A 14,183-nucleotide genomic window follows, 5' to 3' on the forward strand; every position below is an offset into this window, starting at 1 on the left:
GTCCATATAGGTCAGGTGATGCGGCTTGATCAACGCGGCGATTCGGCCCATTCGGTTGCCATGACCGGCCAACAAGACAATTTCAGCCACCTCGACGGTACCGGCCGCGCGATGGCGAGCGTTGCGCGCAGCCCTCGACTGACCGTGAGCGTTGTTGCCGGCATGGGCGTTGCCCTTGCCTGGCTCCTTCTCGGCGCAATGGCAGTTCGGGGGGCGGTGAGCCGGCTCCCGGGCGCCGATGTACCCGGCGACGCCGTGCTGGAATACCTGCCGCTACTGCCGTTGCCGGATTTCCTTGCGCGTTTCTTCGCCCTCTGCCTTGCGCCGGCGCCGCTTCGCGCAAGCCTAGGCGCGCAAGGCGGGGCACTCACCGCGATGTGGCTGTTGATGGCCATCGCGACCATGCTGCCCTCCGCGGCGCCGATGATTCGCACCTATTGCGAGATCGCGGATACCGCCCGGATCAAGAGGGAGCCGGCCGTCCATCCGCTGACCCTGGTCGCTGGATATTTGAGCGTCTGGCTTGTCGCCTCGGCAATGTTCGCTGCCCTGACGTTCGCAATCCATGCATTCGCCTCATCCGGGCAGATGCTCGATCCGCTGGTTGGAATTGCCGGGGCAGGCGCGCTGTCGATCGCTGGTCTCTATCAGTTCAGCCGGCTGAAGGAAGTCTGTCTGGACAAGTGCAGAAATCCGTTCTCGATCCTGTTCGCCAACTGGAGCGCCAGGCCTATTCGCATTTTGCGGCTCGGCATGAAGCAGGGCCTGTGGTGCCTTGGATGCTGCTGGGCTCTAATGCTGGTAATGTTTGCCCTCGGTGTGATGAACGTGTTCTGGATGGCGCTGATCGGCTTGTTCAGCCTGGTCGAAAAGCAGACGGCAGGCAATCTGCCGACGCGGCTGGCCGGTGCGATACTGCTTGTCTGGGCAGCAGCGCTACTAGTAGTCTCGACATGAGGGGGACAATTCGATGACAGACCAAAACTGGGCAATGAAGGGAGAACTCGTCCTCTCCTGCAATTGCACGGTTTTTTGCCCTTGCGTTCTGTCGCTCGGCAACCATCCGCCTACGGAAGGCTATTGCCAAACCTGGGCGGGGTTCCGCATCGATGCCGGCCATTTCGGCGAGGTCGACCTGTCCGGTCTCAATCTTGGGCTGATCATGGAAATCCCCGGCTATATGAGCCGCGGCAACTGGACGGCCGGCCTTTTCATCGACAAGCGCGCCTCGGTTTACGCTGTGAAGGGACTGACGAAGATATTCACCGGCAAGGCCGGTGGAACCACATCGCTGCTCTCCATCCTGGTCGGACAGTTCCTCGGCGTCGAGCAGGTGCCGATCACCTACGAGACGCGTGAGAAAACACGTATCTTCCAGATACCGAAGATTATCGATGGTGCGGTGACGCCGATCACCGGCAAGGATCGCGACAAGGATACGGTCATCAGCAATTCGGAATACTGGATTGCGCCGGAAATCATCGTCGCCAAATCCGACAAGAGCAAGATGCGGGCCTTTGGCCGCAACTGGAACTTTGCTGGCCGCTCGGCCGAAATCTGCAAGCTGGATTGGCGGGGCCCGTGAGCAAGAAGACGACGGCCAGGAAAATCGCCGACCGGATTCCGCGGCCGAAGAAGAAAGTCACATGGCCTCAGGCGCGGGCGTTCTCGGTCCATCTCTTGACCGCGTCGGGCTCATTCCTGGCGTTTCTGTCGCTGGTGGCGGCAAGCGAGCAGCGCTGGACGGCGATGTTCTGGTGGCTGGGCCTGGCGCTTTTCGTCGACGGCATCGACGGGCCGATCGCCAGGAAGCTCGACGTCAAGGAAATCCTGCCGACATGGTCGGGCGAACTGCTCGACAACATCATCGACTACGTGACCTACGTGTTGATTCCGGCCTTCGCGCTCTATCAGCGCGGCTTCATGGGCGAGCGCCTGTCGTTCCTGTCTGCGGCGATAATCGTGGTGTCGAGCGCGATCTACTATGCCGATACCGGCATGAAGACGAAGGAGAATTTCTTCAAAGGCTTTCCGGTCGTCTGGAACATGGTGGTGTTCACGCTGTTCGTCATCGAACCAGGACAATGGGTTTCCTTCGCCGTGGTCGTGGTGGCCGGCATTCTCACCTTCGTGCCGATCAATTTCATCCATCCGGTGCGGGTGAAGCGGCTGCGGCCAATCAATCTCGGCATGACGCTGCTTTGGTGCGCTTTCGGCGCGCTGGCGCTGGCGCAGGCGGCACTTGCCTCCTTCTACGACCAGATCGGCGTGCTGGGCGAGCAGGTCAGCGATTTCATCAAGATCGGGATTACGGTCACCGGGCTTTACCTCGCCTGCATCGGCGCTATCATGCAGTTCTTTCCAAATCTCGGCGCCAAGCCGGACAAGAAAGCCTGATCCCAAGAGAGCCTGAAAATGTCCAAAACGATCCGCATCCATGCCCATGGCGGTCCGGAGGTCCTGACCTATGAGGACGCCGATCCCGGGCAGCCAGGCTCGGGACAGATCCTGGTCAAGCACAGCGCGATCGGTCTCAATTTCATCGACGTCTATTATCGCTCGGGCCTCTATCCGCCGCAGGGCGGATTTCCGCTGATCCCCGGCGGCGAGGCGGCCGGCGTGGTCTTGAAGGTCGGCTCGGATGTCGACTGGCTCAAACCCGGCGATCGCGTCGCCTATGCCGTGACCACCGGCGCCTATGCCGAGCAGCGCGTGATCGCTGCCGACCGAGTGGTGAAGGTGCCGGACGGCATCAGCGACGAACAGGCCGCGGCGATGATGCTAAAGGGCATGACGGCCGAATATCTGTTGCGCCGTACATTCAAGGTGAAAGCCGGCGACACGATCCTGTTTCATGCGGCGGCCGGCGGTGTCGGGCTGATCCTCGGTCAATGGGCCAAGCATCTCGGCGCGACAGTGATCGGCACGGCGAGTTCCACCGACAAGATCGAGCTCGCCAAGGCGCATGGCTTCGACCACGTGATCAACTATCGCGAACAGGATTTCGTGGCCGGCGTTGCCGCTATCACCGGTGGCAAGAAATGCGACGTTGTCTACGATTCAGTCGGCAACGACACATTTCCAGCCTCGCTCGATTGCCTGCGGCCGCTCGGCACTTTCGTCAGCTTCGGTCAATCGTCTGGGCCGATCCCGCCCTTCAGCATCTCGTTGCTGGCGCAGAAGGGCTCGCTGTTCGCAACGCGGCCGACGCTGTTCGTCTATAATGCCAGGCGCGAAGACCTCGAGGTTTCCGCCGCCGCCTTGTTCGACGTGGTGCTCAGCGGCGCCGTCAAGATCAAGATAAACCAGCGTTACGCGCTCAGCGAGGCCGGCAAGGCGCATTCCGATCTCGAAGGGCGCAGGACCACCGGGACAACAATACTTATCCCTTAGGCGCCCGCCGTTTCGGGCCGCCGACGCCGCCGTTCTTGCGAACTGCTCTTTACCGCTTGAGTTTCCGCTGAAATTCTTGAAGCTCTTTCAAGTCGTGAGGCGCTTACCGTAGAGAGCAGCCCGCGCATACGATGCTTGCGGGAACACAGAACATGTCTGGCAAACCAGATGGAGGCACCGTGAGTGCAGATCAGGACGGCGCAAACCTGCTTGAGGTTCGCGGCCTCACAAAGATATTCGGCACGTTGACGGCGTGCGACCATGTCGATCTCAACATCGCCAAGGGCGAGATCCATGCGTTGCTTGGCGAGAACGGCGCCGGCAAGTCGACCCTGGTGAAAATGCTGTTTGGATCGCTGGAACCGAATTCCGGCGAGATTTTCTGGAATGGCCAGGCGGTTAGGATCACCAGCCCCGGCACCGCAAAAAAGCTCGGCATCGGCATGGTTTTCCAGCATTTTTCCCTGTTCGAAGCGCTGACGGCGGCGGAGAACATCGCGCTGTCGCTGGATGACGGCTCGCCGATCAGCACGATCGCGGCCAAGGCGAGGGCGCTCTCCTACAGTTACGGCCTGCCTCTCGATCCGCTATCGCTGGTCGGTGATCTGTCGGTCGGCGAGCGTCAGCGTATCGAAATCATCCGCTGCCTGCTGCAGACGCCGCAACTCATCATCCTCGACGAACCAACTTCGGTGCTGACGCCGCAGGAGGCCGATAAGTTGTTCGAGACGCTCGAACGGCTGCGTTCGGAAGGAAAGTCCATCCTCTACATTTCGCACCGGCTGGAAGAGGTCAAACGGATCTGCGACCGCGCCACCGTGCTGCGTCACGGCAAGGTGGTCGGCCATTGCAATCCGCGCCAGGAAACCGCGTCTTCGTTGGCGCGGATGATGGTCGGCAACGAGGTGCTGGCCGTGGTGCGTGCGCCGGCCGAGGGTATCGAGACCGCGCCGGTGCTGCTTCAAATCCGCGAACTCACCCGCAAGCCGGCGACCCCGTTCTCGATCCCGCTCAGGAACATCAATCTTGACGTCCGCGCCGGCGAGGTGATCGGTATTGCCGGTGTCGCCGGCAACGGCCAGGGCGAATTCTTCGAGTCCGTTTCCGGCGAGGTGCTGCAGCAGGATGCCGGCTCGGTCCGCATCCGCGGCAAGGATGCCGGCGGCCTCACCATCACCGGCAGGCGTCTGATGGGCGCTGCCTTCGTCCCGGAAGAGCGGCTCGGCCATGGCGCAGCACCGCGCATGAAGCTTTCGGAGAACCTGCTTCTGTCGCGCCACGCCACCGATGGCAAGATGTTTGTCGGCGCCGGTGGAATGGTCAAGGGCGATGCGATCCATACCGCTGCCCAGCGCATCATAAAGGCGATGGACGTGCGCAAGAGCGCGCCGGATCCGGAAGCTGCGGCTCTTTCGGGCGGCAATCTGCAGAAATTCATCGTCGGCCGCGAACTCGACCGCCGGCCGAGCGTCTTGGTGGTCAATCAGCCGACCTGGGGCGTCGACGCGGGTGCGGCCGCCCACATCCGCCAGGCGCTGATCGAACTGGCACGTAGCGGCTCGGCGGTGCTGGTGATCAGCCAGGACCTCGACGAGCTGTTCGAGATTTCCGATGCGATCACGGTCATGCACAATGGCGAACTATCGAAGCCGCTGCCGATAGCTGAAGCGACATTCGAGAAGATCGGGCTGCTGATGGGCGGCGCCGAACCCGGGCATGCCGAACATACGCTGGAGACGGCTTGATGCGCCTCGAACTTGTAAAACGCCCGCAGCGCTCGATGCTGTTTTCGGCACTCTCGCCTTTCATCGCTTTCGTTTTGACGATCATTGCCGGTGCCATCATGTTCGCGCTGCTCGGCGTCAACCCGTTGACTGCGTTCCGCATCTACTTCATCGAACCGATCAGCCAGGTCTGGCAGCTGCATGAGCTGGCGATCAAGGCCGCCCCCCTGATCCTGATCGCGGTCGGACTGTCGGTCTGCTACAAGGCCAACATCTGGAACATCGGCGCCGAAGGCCAGTTCATCCTGGGCGGCATTGTCGGCTCGATCATTCCCGTGCTGTTTCCGCAGTTCGAAGGCCCATTGGTGCTGCCGCTGATGCTTCTGCTCGGCATGGTCGGTGGGGCCGCCTATGCTGCAATCCCGGCACTGCTGAAGACGCGCTTCAACACCAACGAGATCCTGACCAGCCTGATGCTGGTCTATGTCGCCCAGCTCTTCCTCGATTGGCTCGTACGCGGGCCGTGGCGCGATCCGCAGGGCCACGGTTTCCCGCAGACCATCCAGTTCAACGACTCGGCCATACTGCCGGAACTCCTCCCGGAATCCGGCCGGGCAAACTGGGGATTTGTCTTCGCGCTGATCGCGGCGATACTGATCTGGATCCTGATGAGCCGTATGCTGAAAGGCTTCGAGGTCCGCGTGCTCGGCTCAAGCCCGAGGGCAGGGCGCTTCGCCGGGTTTGGCCTTAACCGCATGGTCTTCTTTGCCTTCCTGCTGTCGGGCGCACTGGCCGGACTTGCAGGGATTTCGGAGGTCTCGGGAGCCATCGGACAATTGCAGCCGGTGATCTCGCCCGGCTACGGATTTACCGCTATCATCGTGGCATTTCTCGGCCGGCTCAATCCGCTCGGCATCGTCGCCGCAGGCCTTGTGCTGGCGCTGACCTATCTGGGCGGCGAGGCAGTGCAAAGCGCGCTCGGCATCTCCGACAAGGTGGCGCGCGTGTTCCAGGGCATGCTTTTGTTCTTCGTGCTCGGCTGTGACACGCTCATCCATTACCGCATTCGCCTGACCGGCTTTTCCGCGCCGAAGCTCGAGGCAGCGCCGAAGCTGGAGGAAGCCCGCTGATGGACATCACCGTCAACATCCTCTTGACCATCGCGACGGCGGCGACGCCGCTGCTGATCGCGGCGATCGGCGAACTGGTGGTCGAACGTTCGGGTGTGCTCAATCTCGGCGTCGAAGGAATGATGATCATGGGTGCCGTCGGCGGTTTCGGCGCCGGCTATCTCACCGGCTCGCCTTGGATAGGGCTGTTGGCGGCAATCACCATGGGGGCAGTGTTCTCGCTTCTGTTTGCCGTCATGACGCTGTCGCTGGCCACCAATCAGGTGGCCACCGGCCTATCGCTGACACTGCTCGGCCTCGGCCTTTCCGGCATGATGGGAACGAATTTTGTCGGCCAGCCCGGCGAAAGGCTGCCAAACCTCGATATTCCCGGCCTGACCGCAATCCCCGTCGTCGGCAGGCTGCTGTTCGGCCAGGATCCAATCTTCTACATCTCGATCGCGCTGACCGCCGCCGTCATGTGGTTCCTGTTCAAGACCCGCACCGGGCTCACGCTGCGCTCGATCGGCGACAGCCATGCATCCGCCCATGCGCTTGGCATCCACGTCATCCGCTACCGCTATCTCTCAGTGATTTTCGGCGGCGCTTGTGCCGGCCTCGCCGGCGGTCACCTATCGCTGGTCTACACACCGCAATGGGTGGAGAACATGACCGCCGGCCGCGGCTGGATCGCGCTGGCTCTGGTCGTCTTCGCCTCCTGGCGGCCATGGCGGGTGCTGGCCGGCGCCTATATTTTCGGCGCGATCTGGGTTGGCCAGCTTCACGTCCAAGCCATAAATCTGCAGGACTTCGTCGACGCGCCCTGGTTGCTCTACAAGTTAATTGCGTTCTTAAAATCGTTTCCCTCGCAACTGCTTTCTTCGCTGCCCTATCTGGCAACCGTCGTGGTTCTCGTTCTAATCTCGCGCAACAAGCGTTTGACGATGATGAACACGCCGGCCTCCTTGGGCCAGCCATTCGTTCCGGATCGTTGACAACAAAAAGACGGAAGCTCCAAGGCTTAACTCAGAGAGGTAACACAATGAAAAAACTGCTTATTGCCCTGATGGCGACGACGGCCGCATTGTCGCTGGCGGCATCAGCCCAGGCGGCGGACAAGCTGAAGGCGTGCTGGGTCTACACCGGCCCGATCGGCGATTTCGGCTACTCCTACCAGCACGACCAAGGCCGCCTCGAGGTGGAAAAGGCACTCGGCGACAAGGTCGAGACCGCCTATCTCGAAAACGTCTCCGAAGGCCCCGATGCCGACCGCGCCTTCGAGCGCCTGGCGCGCGAGGGATGCAAGATCATTTTCGGCACGTCCTTCGGCTTCATGGACCCGGAAGTGAAGATCGCCAAGAAATTCCCCAAGGTGATGTTCGAGCACGCCACCGGCTACAAGACGGCCGAAAATCTCGGCATCTACAATGCGCGTTTCTACGAAGGCCGCTACGTGCTTGGCCAGATCGCCGCCAAGCAATCGAAGTCGGGCGTCGCCGGCTACATCGTTTCCTTCCCGATCCCGGAAGTGGTGATGGGCATAAATTCCTTTATGCTCGGCGCACAGTCGATCAACCCGAACTTCAAGGCGAAGATCGTGTGGGTGAACTCCTGGTTCGATCCGGGCAAGGAGGCCGATGCTGCCAAGGCATTGTTCGACCAGGGCGCCGATATCATCGTCCAGCACACCGACTCGACCGCTGCCTTGCAGGTGGCGGAGGAGCGCAAGCTGCACGGCTTCGGGCAGTCCTCCGACATGATCAAGTTCGCGCCGCACGCGCAGCTGACCGCGCTGACCGACGAGTGGGGTCCCTACTACATCAGCCGGGTCCAGGCGGCGCTCGACGGCACCTGGAAGCCCGACAATGTCTGGCTCGGTATTAAGGACGGCGCCGTCAAGCTGGCGCCGTTCACCAACATGCCCGACGACGTCAAGGCGATGGCCGAAGCCACCACCAAGAAGATCGCCGACGGCTGGAACCCCTTCACCGGGCCGATCGCCAAGCAGGACGGCACTCCTTGGCTGAAGGAGGGCGAGGTCGCCGACGACGCCACGTTGCTCGGCATGAATTTCTACGTGAAGGGCGTCGACGACAAGCTGCCGCAGTAGGCGGTCGGAAACATATCGAACGAAAGGGCGCCACGCGGCGCCCTTTTCATTTTGGACGGAATATCAGACTGCTGAGCCGTAAAGGTCGTAAGCGTCGGCGCGCTCGACCTTGACCGTGACGATGTCGCCGGCGCGCAGTGGCCGCCGCGACTGGATATGGACCGAACCGTCGATTTCGGGCGCATCGTATTTGGTCCGGCCCTTGGCCGAATTGCCATGCGCCTCGTCGATCAGGACCGGCAGTCGCTTGCCAATTTTCTTGGTTAGCTGCGTTGCCGAAATCTTCTGCTGGCGCTGCATGAAGCGGTGCCAGCGGGCTTCCTTGATCTCCTGCGGCACTTGCTCGAGGCCGAGCTCGTTTGAGCGGGCGCCTCTGACCGGCTCGTATTTGAAACAGCCGGCGCGGTCGATCTTGGCCTCGTCCAGCCAGTCGAGCAGCATCTCGAAGTCGTCGTCCGTCTCGCCGGGGAAGCCGACGATGAAGGTGGAGCGGATGGCAAGGTCCGGGCAGACGTCGCGCCAGCCGCGAATGCGCTCGAGCGTCTTTTCGCCATGAGCGGGCCGGCGCATGTTCTTCAGCACCTGCAGCGAGGCGTGCTGGAATGGGATATCGAGATAGGGAAGAATCTTGCCTTCGGCCATCAGTGGGATGACGTCCGCGACATGCGGGTAGGGATAGACATAGTGCATGCGCACCCAGACACCGAGCTTGCCCAGTTCTTCCGATAGATCGAGGAATTTCGCCCGCACTTCGCGATCGCCGAACATGCTGGTCTGGTATTTGATATCGATGCCGTAGGCGCTGGTATCCTGCGAGATGACGAGGATCTCCTTGACCCCGGCCTTGGCCAGCTTCTCGGCTTCGCGCAACACGTCGGCGGCCGGCCGCGATACCAGGTCGCCACGCAGCGCCGGGATGATGCAGAAGGTGCAGCGGTTGTTGCAGCCTTCCGAAATCTTGAGATACGCATAGTGGCGCGGCGTGAGCTTGACCCCTTGCGGCGGCAAAAGGTCGATGTGGGGATCATGGCTCGGGGGGGCAGCCTCATACACCGCCGCCATCACGCTTTCATAAGCTTGTGGTCCGGTGATGGCGAGGACGTTCGGATGTCTTTCACGGATGACGTCCGGCTCGGCGCCGAGGCAGCCGGTGACGATAACTTTGCCATTCTCCGAAAGTGCGGAGCCGATGGCGTTGAGCGATTCGTCGCGAGCCGAATCGAGGAAGCCACAGGTGTTGACGACGACTAGGTCGGCGCCGTCGTGCTTGCGGGCGATCTCGTAGCCTTCGGCGCGCAGGCGGGTGATAATGCGCTCGGAATCCACAAGGGCTTTCGGGCATCCAAGGCTGACGAAACTGACGCGAGGGGCGGACATCTAAGCTTTTCCGGATTTTCAGGATTGGCGGCGCAGTATCACACTTGTCGCGGCATTGGTATGGGCAGCGGCTGCGGCGAAACGCAACCGCCAGCGTCGCCGAAGGCTCGCCGAAGCTGAAAGGCCGGCCGATGAGAATTCGAGTCGGCGTGTCAGCTCACCGCACTGCTGACATGCGGCAAGACTTCCACCGCGCCCCGGTAGATCATATCGAGTGCGACATAAAAGATGATCAAAAGGCCGATATAGGCGATCCAGCGATGGCGGTGCAGCAGCTTGGCGATGAAGCTCGCGGCAAGGCCCATCAGCGCGATCGACAGGACGAGGCCTATCACCAGCACCTGGAAGTGATCGCGCGCCGCGCCGGCGACCGCCAGTACGTTGTCGAGCGACATCGACACGTCGGCGATGACGATCTGCAATGCCGCCTGACCCAAGGTCTTCTTGCGCGCCTTGCCGGCCACCATATCATCGCTGTTGATATCGGAATTGGACAGCGCTTCGGTCGCCTCCACCTCGTCGGCATACGACGTGCGCAGCTCGCGATACATTTTCCAGCACACCCACAGCAGCAAGATGCCGCCGGCCAGCAGCAGGCCGACAATCTGTAACAGGGTGACGGTGATCGCAGCAAAACCGATACGCAGCACCGTCGCCGCCACCACGCCGATGAGAATCGCTCTCTTGCGCTGCTCGACCGGCAAGCCCGCCGCGGCCAAGCCGATGACGATGGCGTTATCGCCTGCAAGCACGAGGTCGATGGCGATGACCTGGAGCAGGGCAGAGAAGCCCGCGGCAGTGAAAATTTCCATCGACTGGAAGTCCCTTGCTGGTTGGCCGACCGTTCGCGTCGAACGCCTGGAGGGCCTAACGTGTATGGTTCACGCGCGTCAAGGGACTGGTTGGAACAAGGTCGGCAAACCGCCCGTTATTGCGGCAATATACAGAGTTTGCGACGATCGGCCCGAACACCGGCAAAATGCGGCCACAGGTCGCGAATGCCTAGTTATAGAGATTGTATTTGGGCCAGTCGCTTTCCGGAATTTCATCACCGATCCGATAGCGGAGCTGCAGGACTTCCATATGGTCCGGCGCTGTTTCGCATTTGAATTTCAGCCGGTACCACTGTCCCTTGCTGCGAAACGCAGCACCCGGGCTCTTGATCGCATCGGCGCCCATTTCGGGCGTCGCAAAAGCGTAGGCGACGACACGATCGGCTTTGTATTTGTGGTCGTCGCGGGTAATCCGGTCGAGAATTTCGGCGTCGCATCGCTGCTCCAGCCGGGTTTGCGGATCGAGTTTCAGCAGGCCGGCGCGCAATGCGCTGTCCATCGCGCCGGCCGGCCAAGCCACTATCGTCCATCCGAGGACCGCAGAAAATAGTTTATTCATAGGCGGGTGAAGCACCATATTCGGGCGGAGAAATCAACCCGACGAGCGCGGCTGCGCGGCGGGTGACAGTGTTCGCTTTGTGGCAGGTTGTTGATTACGCAATAGTATCACCGGTACTTTGGTATCGTTGCCATGATCAGCACCTGTCGCATTTCAGCGACGCGAGAGGTGGTGCGCTGCATGGGGCAGAGCGGCAGTTCTCCCCGAAGCGGACCGGCCTGTTAAACCCAGGCAGTCGAGAATCCGACGAGCGGAAAACTCGACGTCATGCCTGCAGGATTGAAGAAATTGGACGGATCTGGCGGAGGGAGTGGGATTCGAACCCACGGTGGGCTTGCACCCACGCCGGTTTTCAAGACCGGTGCCTTAAACCGCTCGGCCATCCCTCCAAGGTGATTTTTCAATCACTTAGGATATCGCGAGAGGAGCGGGTTCGAGCTGTCGGTACCGGATTGGCACCAGGACGTTCCCCGACCGGTTCGCGCTCCATCCCTGTAAAGCCGCATTCAACGCCAAGTCAACCGTGGCGGCCGCACCTTTCGGCGCGATCCAGGGCGTGAGCAGCGTCATGGCAAGCTGTGTTTGTGCTGAGTGTGGAAAATCGTTTTTAAAACCCGCACGGACTATTAATCGTTGAGCGCTGATATGTGGAGCGCATTAGGCACATGTAAGTAAATCGTATTCTGGAGTTGATTTTGGCCGTACTTGGCGCTCTCCCGCCCGGTCTTCGCTGTAGACCAATCCGCGAAACCGACTGGGAGGGAGTGGTTGATTGCCTGTGCAGGGGCTTTCCGGCGCGTAACCGGAGTTACTGGATACACGCTCTGACCCGTTTGTCGCAGCGTCCTGCGGTTGCCGAGTTCCCACGATATGGCTTTGCTTTGGAGCATGCCGGTCGGATCGTCGGCGTTGTGCTCACCCTTTATGCTCGCTATCAGGGGTCGGAGAGCGAGGAAATTCGCTGCAATCTTTCAAGCTGGTCAGTCGATGCAGATTTCCGTCCCTATGGCGCCATGTTGGTTGCGGCGGTTCTCAAGCGGAAGGACGTGACCTACACGAACATTTCGCCTGCACAAGCGACATTGAAAGCCAACCGGGCGCTCGGCTTTCGGCTCTTCTCCAGCGGACAATTTACCTTCTTGCCGGCTTTGAGTTCGGCGCAGCGGTCATGTCGCGTGGTCGAAGTGCGTCCCGATCTTCCGGAATTGGCGATGCTGCCCGAGAGTGAGAGATACATACTCTCGGAACACGCCGCGCTGGGCTGCCTGTCGTTGATCTGCATTTGCGACGGAGCAGCGTTCCCCTTGGTATTGATGCCGCGCCGAATGTTGCACGGTGTTATCCAGTGCCATCAGGTCATCTATTGCCGCTCGCTTGCGGATTTGAGCCGCTGCGCCGGTGCGATGGGGCGCTTTCTCTTGCGAAGCGGAATCCTGGTTTGCTTTGTCGACGCCAAGGAGCCGATTCCAGGTTTGGTGGGATGGTACCGGCCCAACAAGGGGCTGAAATACTTCAAGGGTCCCAGACCACCCGCACCTGGAGATCTGACGTTCACCGAGCTTGTGATCTTCGGTCCCTGAATCTGCGCTCGCAGCCAGGCCAGCCAAGGGCAACGCGCCACGAACCGCATTGCTGATCGATCAGCGATGATTTTCATGCCGATCAGCGAGGCGGTCCGTGCCACAATCTCGCCCGGTTCCGACCACAATCGGTTAATACGGTGATAAACAATTCCTGCGCACAAAAAGGATTGGGGTAGGGCGTCGCCGGCGTTTCTGGAGTGGGTGCTTTGGCATCGCTGACGTTCATGCTGCGGTGCCTTCGTCGATGCTATAGGGGACAATCAAAATATGCAGACCACGGCGCGCCCGCGTCTTCGTCGCGCTTCCGCTTTCGCGCTGTTTGCCTTGTCGGCAGCCTTTCTTGCAGCATGTGCCGGGCCGCAGCAAAAGGCGATGGTCAACAAGAAACCTCGCTCCAAGGAATATTTTTCCGAAGCCGAATACGGCGTGAAAGCCAGCCCGCGCGTCATGTTCAAGACGTCTCGCGGACGCGACCAGCTCGGCAAGCCCTATCAGGTGCGCGGCAAATGGTATTATCCGAAGGAAGACAAACGTTACGCCAAGGTTGGCCTCGCATCCTGGTACGGTGAGGCCTTCCACGGCCGGTTGACCGCCAACGGCGAAGTCTACGACATGGCAGATCTGACCGCGGCGCATCCGACCATGCCGCTGCCGAGCTATGCGCGGGTCACCAACATGAAGACCGGCAGCTCGGTGATCGTGCGCGTCAACGACCGCGGACCCTATCATGATGGACGCATCATCGATGTGTCGAAGCGCGCTGCTGAAATGCTCGATTATGCCAACATCGGTACGGCCGAGGTGAAGGTCGAATATGTCGGCCGTGCGCCGCTTGAAGGCAATGACGGGCAGTATCTTATGGCTTCGTATCGTCCAGGCAACAGGGCGCCGGATCCGTCGGACGGCCTGCCCAGCGGTGTCATGGTCGCGATGAATGGGCCGTCGCCAAGCCTGCCGGTGAGCGCTGCTGCCGTGCCGTTCCCCGGTCAGCTGACGAATTCCGGGCAGAGATCCGATGCACGGCCTGTCATGGCAGTGCAAGCATCTGCTTTGGGAGACATTGTACTGCCCGATTTCGGCCCGATCGTGCCGGAGCGCCCGGAGATCAACCTGCCGGCGCAATCGCCGTTCACCGTGGCGTCGCTGTCTTACGCCGACGAGCGCGTGCAACGCGCCTCCAACGCGTTTGCCGAGCTGGATGGCGCCGGCATGTCGCCCGCCGAAATTCTTCAATCGTGGAAGCGGCAAGCCCCTCCAGCCGGGTCGCCCACCGCCTATGTCGCGGCGGGTTCATTCGAGAATGCCGCCGAAGCGGAGCGTGTGGCGGCCCAGCTTTCCAACTTCGGCAAGACCGAAATCCAGCGCTCGGAACTTGAAGGCAAGGACTGGTACTCGGTCAACCTCTTTGCCGACGGTCGTGGCAGCCTGGACGAGATGCTGCAGGCAGCGTGGTCGCATGGTGCGCCGGATGCGCTTGCTGTACGCAACTGAGCTC

13 protein-coding genes and 1 tRNA gene are annotated in these 14,183 nt (G+C 61.0%); 10 read left to right on the forward strand and 4 right to left on the reverse strand.

Annotated features, from left to right (window positions below; translation table 11 throughout):
• Positions 1 to 60 precede the first annotated feature (60 nt).
• The 8 genes from NKH50_RS03885 to NKH50_RS03920 all read left to right on the forward strand — a co-directional run bounded on the left by NKH50_RS03885 (position 61) and on the right by NKH50_RS03920 (position 8,336).
• Entirely contained in the window at positions 61 to 957 is an 897-nt protein-coding gene (locus tag NKH50_RS03885) for a DUF2182 domain-containing protein (protein WP_352876772.1), read from the forward strand.
• Between the two features lie 13 nt (positions 958 to 970).
• A complete protein-coding gene (locus NKH50_RS03890; RefSeq protein WP_352703944.1) occupies positions 971 to 1,585 on the forward strand; it encodes a DUF1326 domain-containing protein in 615 nt (204 codons plus the stop codon).
• 35 nt (positions 1,586 to 1,620) lie between these two features.
• Positions 1,621 to 2,397: a phosphatidylcholine synthase gene (gene pcsA, locus NKH50_RS03895; protein ID WP_502893794.1), complete on the forward strand. Its 777-nt coding sequence runs from the start codon at positions 1,621 to 1,623 to the stop codon at positions 2,395 to 2,397.
• 18 nt (positions 2,398 to 2,415) lie between these two features.
• Positions 2,416 to 3,393 (forward strand): quinone oxidoreductase family protein, encoded by a 978-nt coding sequence (locus NKH50_RS03900; protein WP_352876774.1) that lies wholly within the window; start codon positions 2,416 to 2,418, stop codon positions 3,391 to 3,393.
• A 152-nt stretch (positions 3,394 to 3,545) separates the two neighbouring features.
• A complete protein-coding gene (locus NKH50_RS03905) occupies positions 3,546 to 5,138 on the forward strand; it encodes an ABC transporter ATP-binding protein (protein ID WP_502906831.1) in 1,593 nt (530 codons plus the stop codon).
• Positions 5,135 to 6,247 (forward strand): ABC transporter permease, encoded by a 1,113-nt coding sequence (locus NKH50_RS03910; protein ID WP_352636755.1) that lies wholly within the window; start codon positions 5,135 to 5,137, stop codon positions 6,245 to 6,247. The genes NKH50_RS03905 and NKH50_RS03910 overlap by 4 nt, the downstream gene beginning before the upstream one ends.
• The gene (locus NKH50_RS03915; protein ID WP_352448916.1) at positions 6,247 to 7,221 is read left to right on the forward strand and encodes an ABC transporter permease; all 975 of its coding nucleotides are present in this window, start codon (positions 6,247 to 6,249) and stop codon (positions 7,219 to 7,221) included. The genes NKH50_RS03910 and NKH50_RS03915 overlap by 1 nt, the downstream gene beginning before the upstream one ends.
• Positions 7,222 to 7,268: 47 nt before the next feature.
• Complete coding sequence (locus tag NKH50_RS03920; RefSeq protein WP_352466189.1) at positions 7,269 to 8,336, forward strand: BMP family ABC transporter substrate-binding protein; 1,068 nt, start codon at positions 7,269 to 7,271, stop codon at positions 8,334 to 8,336.
• Positions 8,337 to 8,399: 63 nt separating this feature from the next.
• Here the strand turns inward: NKH50_RS03920 and rimO are convergent, their stop codons facing one another.
• The 4 genes from rimO to NKH50_RS03940 all read right to left on the reverse strand — a co-directional run bounded on the left by rimO (position 8,400) and on the right by NKH50_RS03940 (position 11,494).
• Positions 8,400 to 9,713: a 30S ribosomal protein S12 methylthiotransferase RimO gene (rimO, locus tag NKH50_RS03925; RefSeq protein ID WP_352876779.1), complete on the reverse strand. Its 1,314-nt coding sequence runs from the start codon at positions 9,711 to 9,713 to the stop codon at positions 8,400 to 8,402.
• A 152-nt stretch (positions 9,714 to 9,865) separates the two neighbouring features.
• Entirely contained in the window at positions 9,866 to 10,525 is a 660-nt protein-coding gene (locus tag NKH50_RS03930; RefSeq protein WP_023675054.1) for a TerC family protein, read from the reverse strand.
• A gap of 190 nt (positions 10,526 to 10,715) precedes the next feature.
• The gene (locus tag NKH50_RS03935; protein WP_352876781.1) at positions 10,716 to 11,123 is read right to left on the reverse strand and encodes a DUF930 domain-containing protein; all 408 of its coding nucleotides are present in this window, start codon (positions 11,121 to 11,123) and stop codon (positions 10,716 to 10,718) included.
• Between the two features lie 281 nt (positions 11,124 to 11,404).
• Positions 11,405 to 11,494: transfer RNA gene (locus tag NKH50_RS03940), tRNA-Ser, on the reverse strand.
• Between the two features lie 444 nt (positions 11,495 to 11,938).
• On the opposite strand from NKH50_RS03940, the gene NKH50_RS03945 reads away from it, so the two are divergent.
• Together NKH50_RS03945 and NKH50_RS03950 are read left to right on the forward strand one after the other, a co-directional pair.
• Positions 11,939 to 12,685 carry a hypothetical protein gene (locus tag NKH50_RS03945; RefSeq protein WP_352876783.1) on the forward strand — a complete coding sequence of 249 codons (747 nt, stop codon included), beginning with the start codon at positions 11,939 to 11,941 and terminating at the stop codon, positions 12,683 to 12,685.
• Between the two features lie 270 nt (positions 12,686 to 12,955).
• Positions 12,956 to 14,179 carry a septal ring lytic transglycosylase RlpA family protein gene (locus NKH50_RS03950; protein WP_352876786.1) on the forward strand — a complete coding sequence of 408 codons (1,224 nt, stop codon included), beginning with the start codon at positions 12,956 to 12,958 and terminating at the stop codon, positions 14,177 to 14,179.
• Positions 14,180 to 14,183: the final 4 nt, after the last annotated feature.

Origin of the sequence: Mesorhizobium sp. M1027 (assembly GCF_040318745.1) — a bacterium.
Classification (GTDB): Bacteria; Pseudomonadota; Alphaproteobacteria; order Rhizobiales; family Rhizobiaceae; genus Mesorhizobium.

Coding starts and splice junctions, on each gene's coding strand:
- NKH50_RS03885 (WP_352876772.1), top strand. CDS start 61: ATGACCGGCCAACAAGACAATTTCAGCCACCTCGACGGTACCGGCCGC.
- NKH50_RS03890 (WP_352703944.1), top strand. CDS start 971: ATGACAGACCAAAACTGGGCAATGAAGGGAGAACTCGTCCTCTCCTGC.
- NKH50_RS03900 (WP_352876774.1), top strand. CDS start 2,416: ATGTCCAAAACGATCCGCATCCATGCCCATGGCGGTCCGGAGGTCCTG.
- NKH50_RS03905 (WP_502906831.1), top strand. CDS start 3,546: ATGTCTGGCAAACCAGATGGAGGCACCGTGAGTGCAGATCAGGACGGC.
- NKH50_RS03915 (WP_352448916.1), top strand. CDS start 6,247: ATGGACATCACCGTCAACATCCTCTTGACCATCGCGACGGCGGCGACG.
- NKH50_RS03920 (WP_352466189.1), top strand. CDS start 7,269: ATGAAAAAACTGCTTATTGCCCTGATGGCGACGACGGCCGCATTGTCG.
- rimO (WP_352876779.1), bottom strand. CDS start 9,713: ATGTCCGCCCCTCGCGTCAGTTTCGTCAGCCTTGGATGCCCGAAAGCC.
- NKH50_RS03930 (WP_023675054.1), bottom strand. CDS start 10,525: ATGGAAATTTTCACTGCCGCGGGCTTCTCTGCCCTGCTCCAGGTCATC.
- NKH50_RS03935 (WP_352876781.1), bottom strand. CDS start 11,123: ATGGTGCTTCACCCGCCTATGAATAAACTATTTTCTGCGGTCCTCGGA.
- NKH50_RS03950 (WP_352876786.1), top strand. CDS start 12,956: ATGCAGACCACGGCGCGCCCGCGTCTTCGTCGCGCTTCCGCTTTCGCG.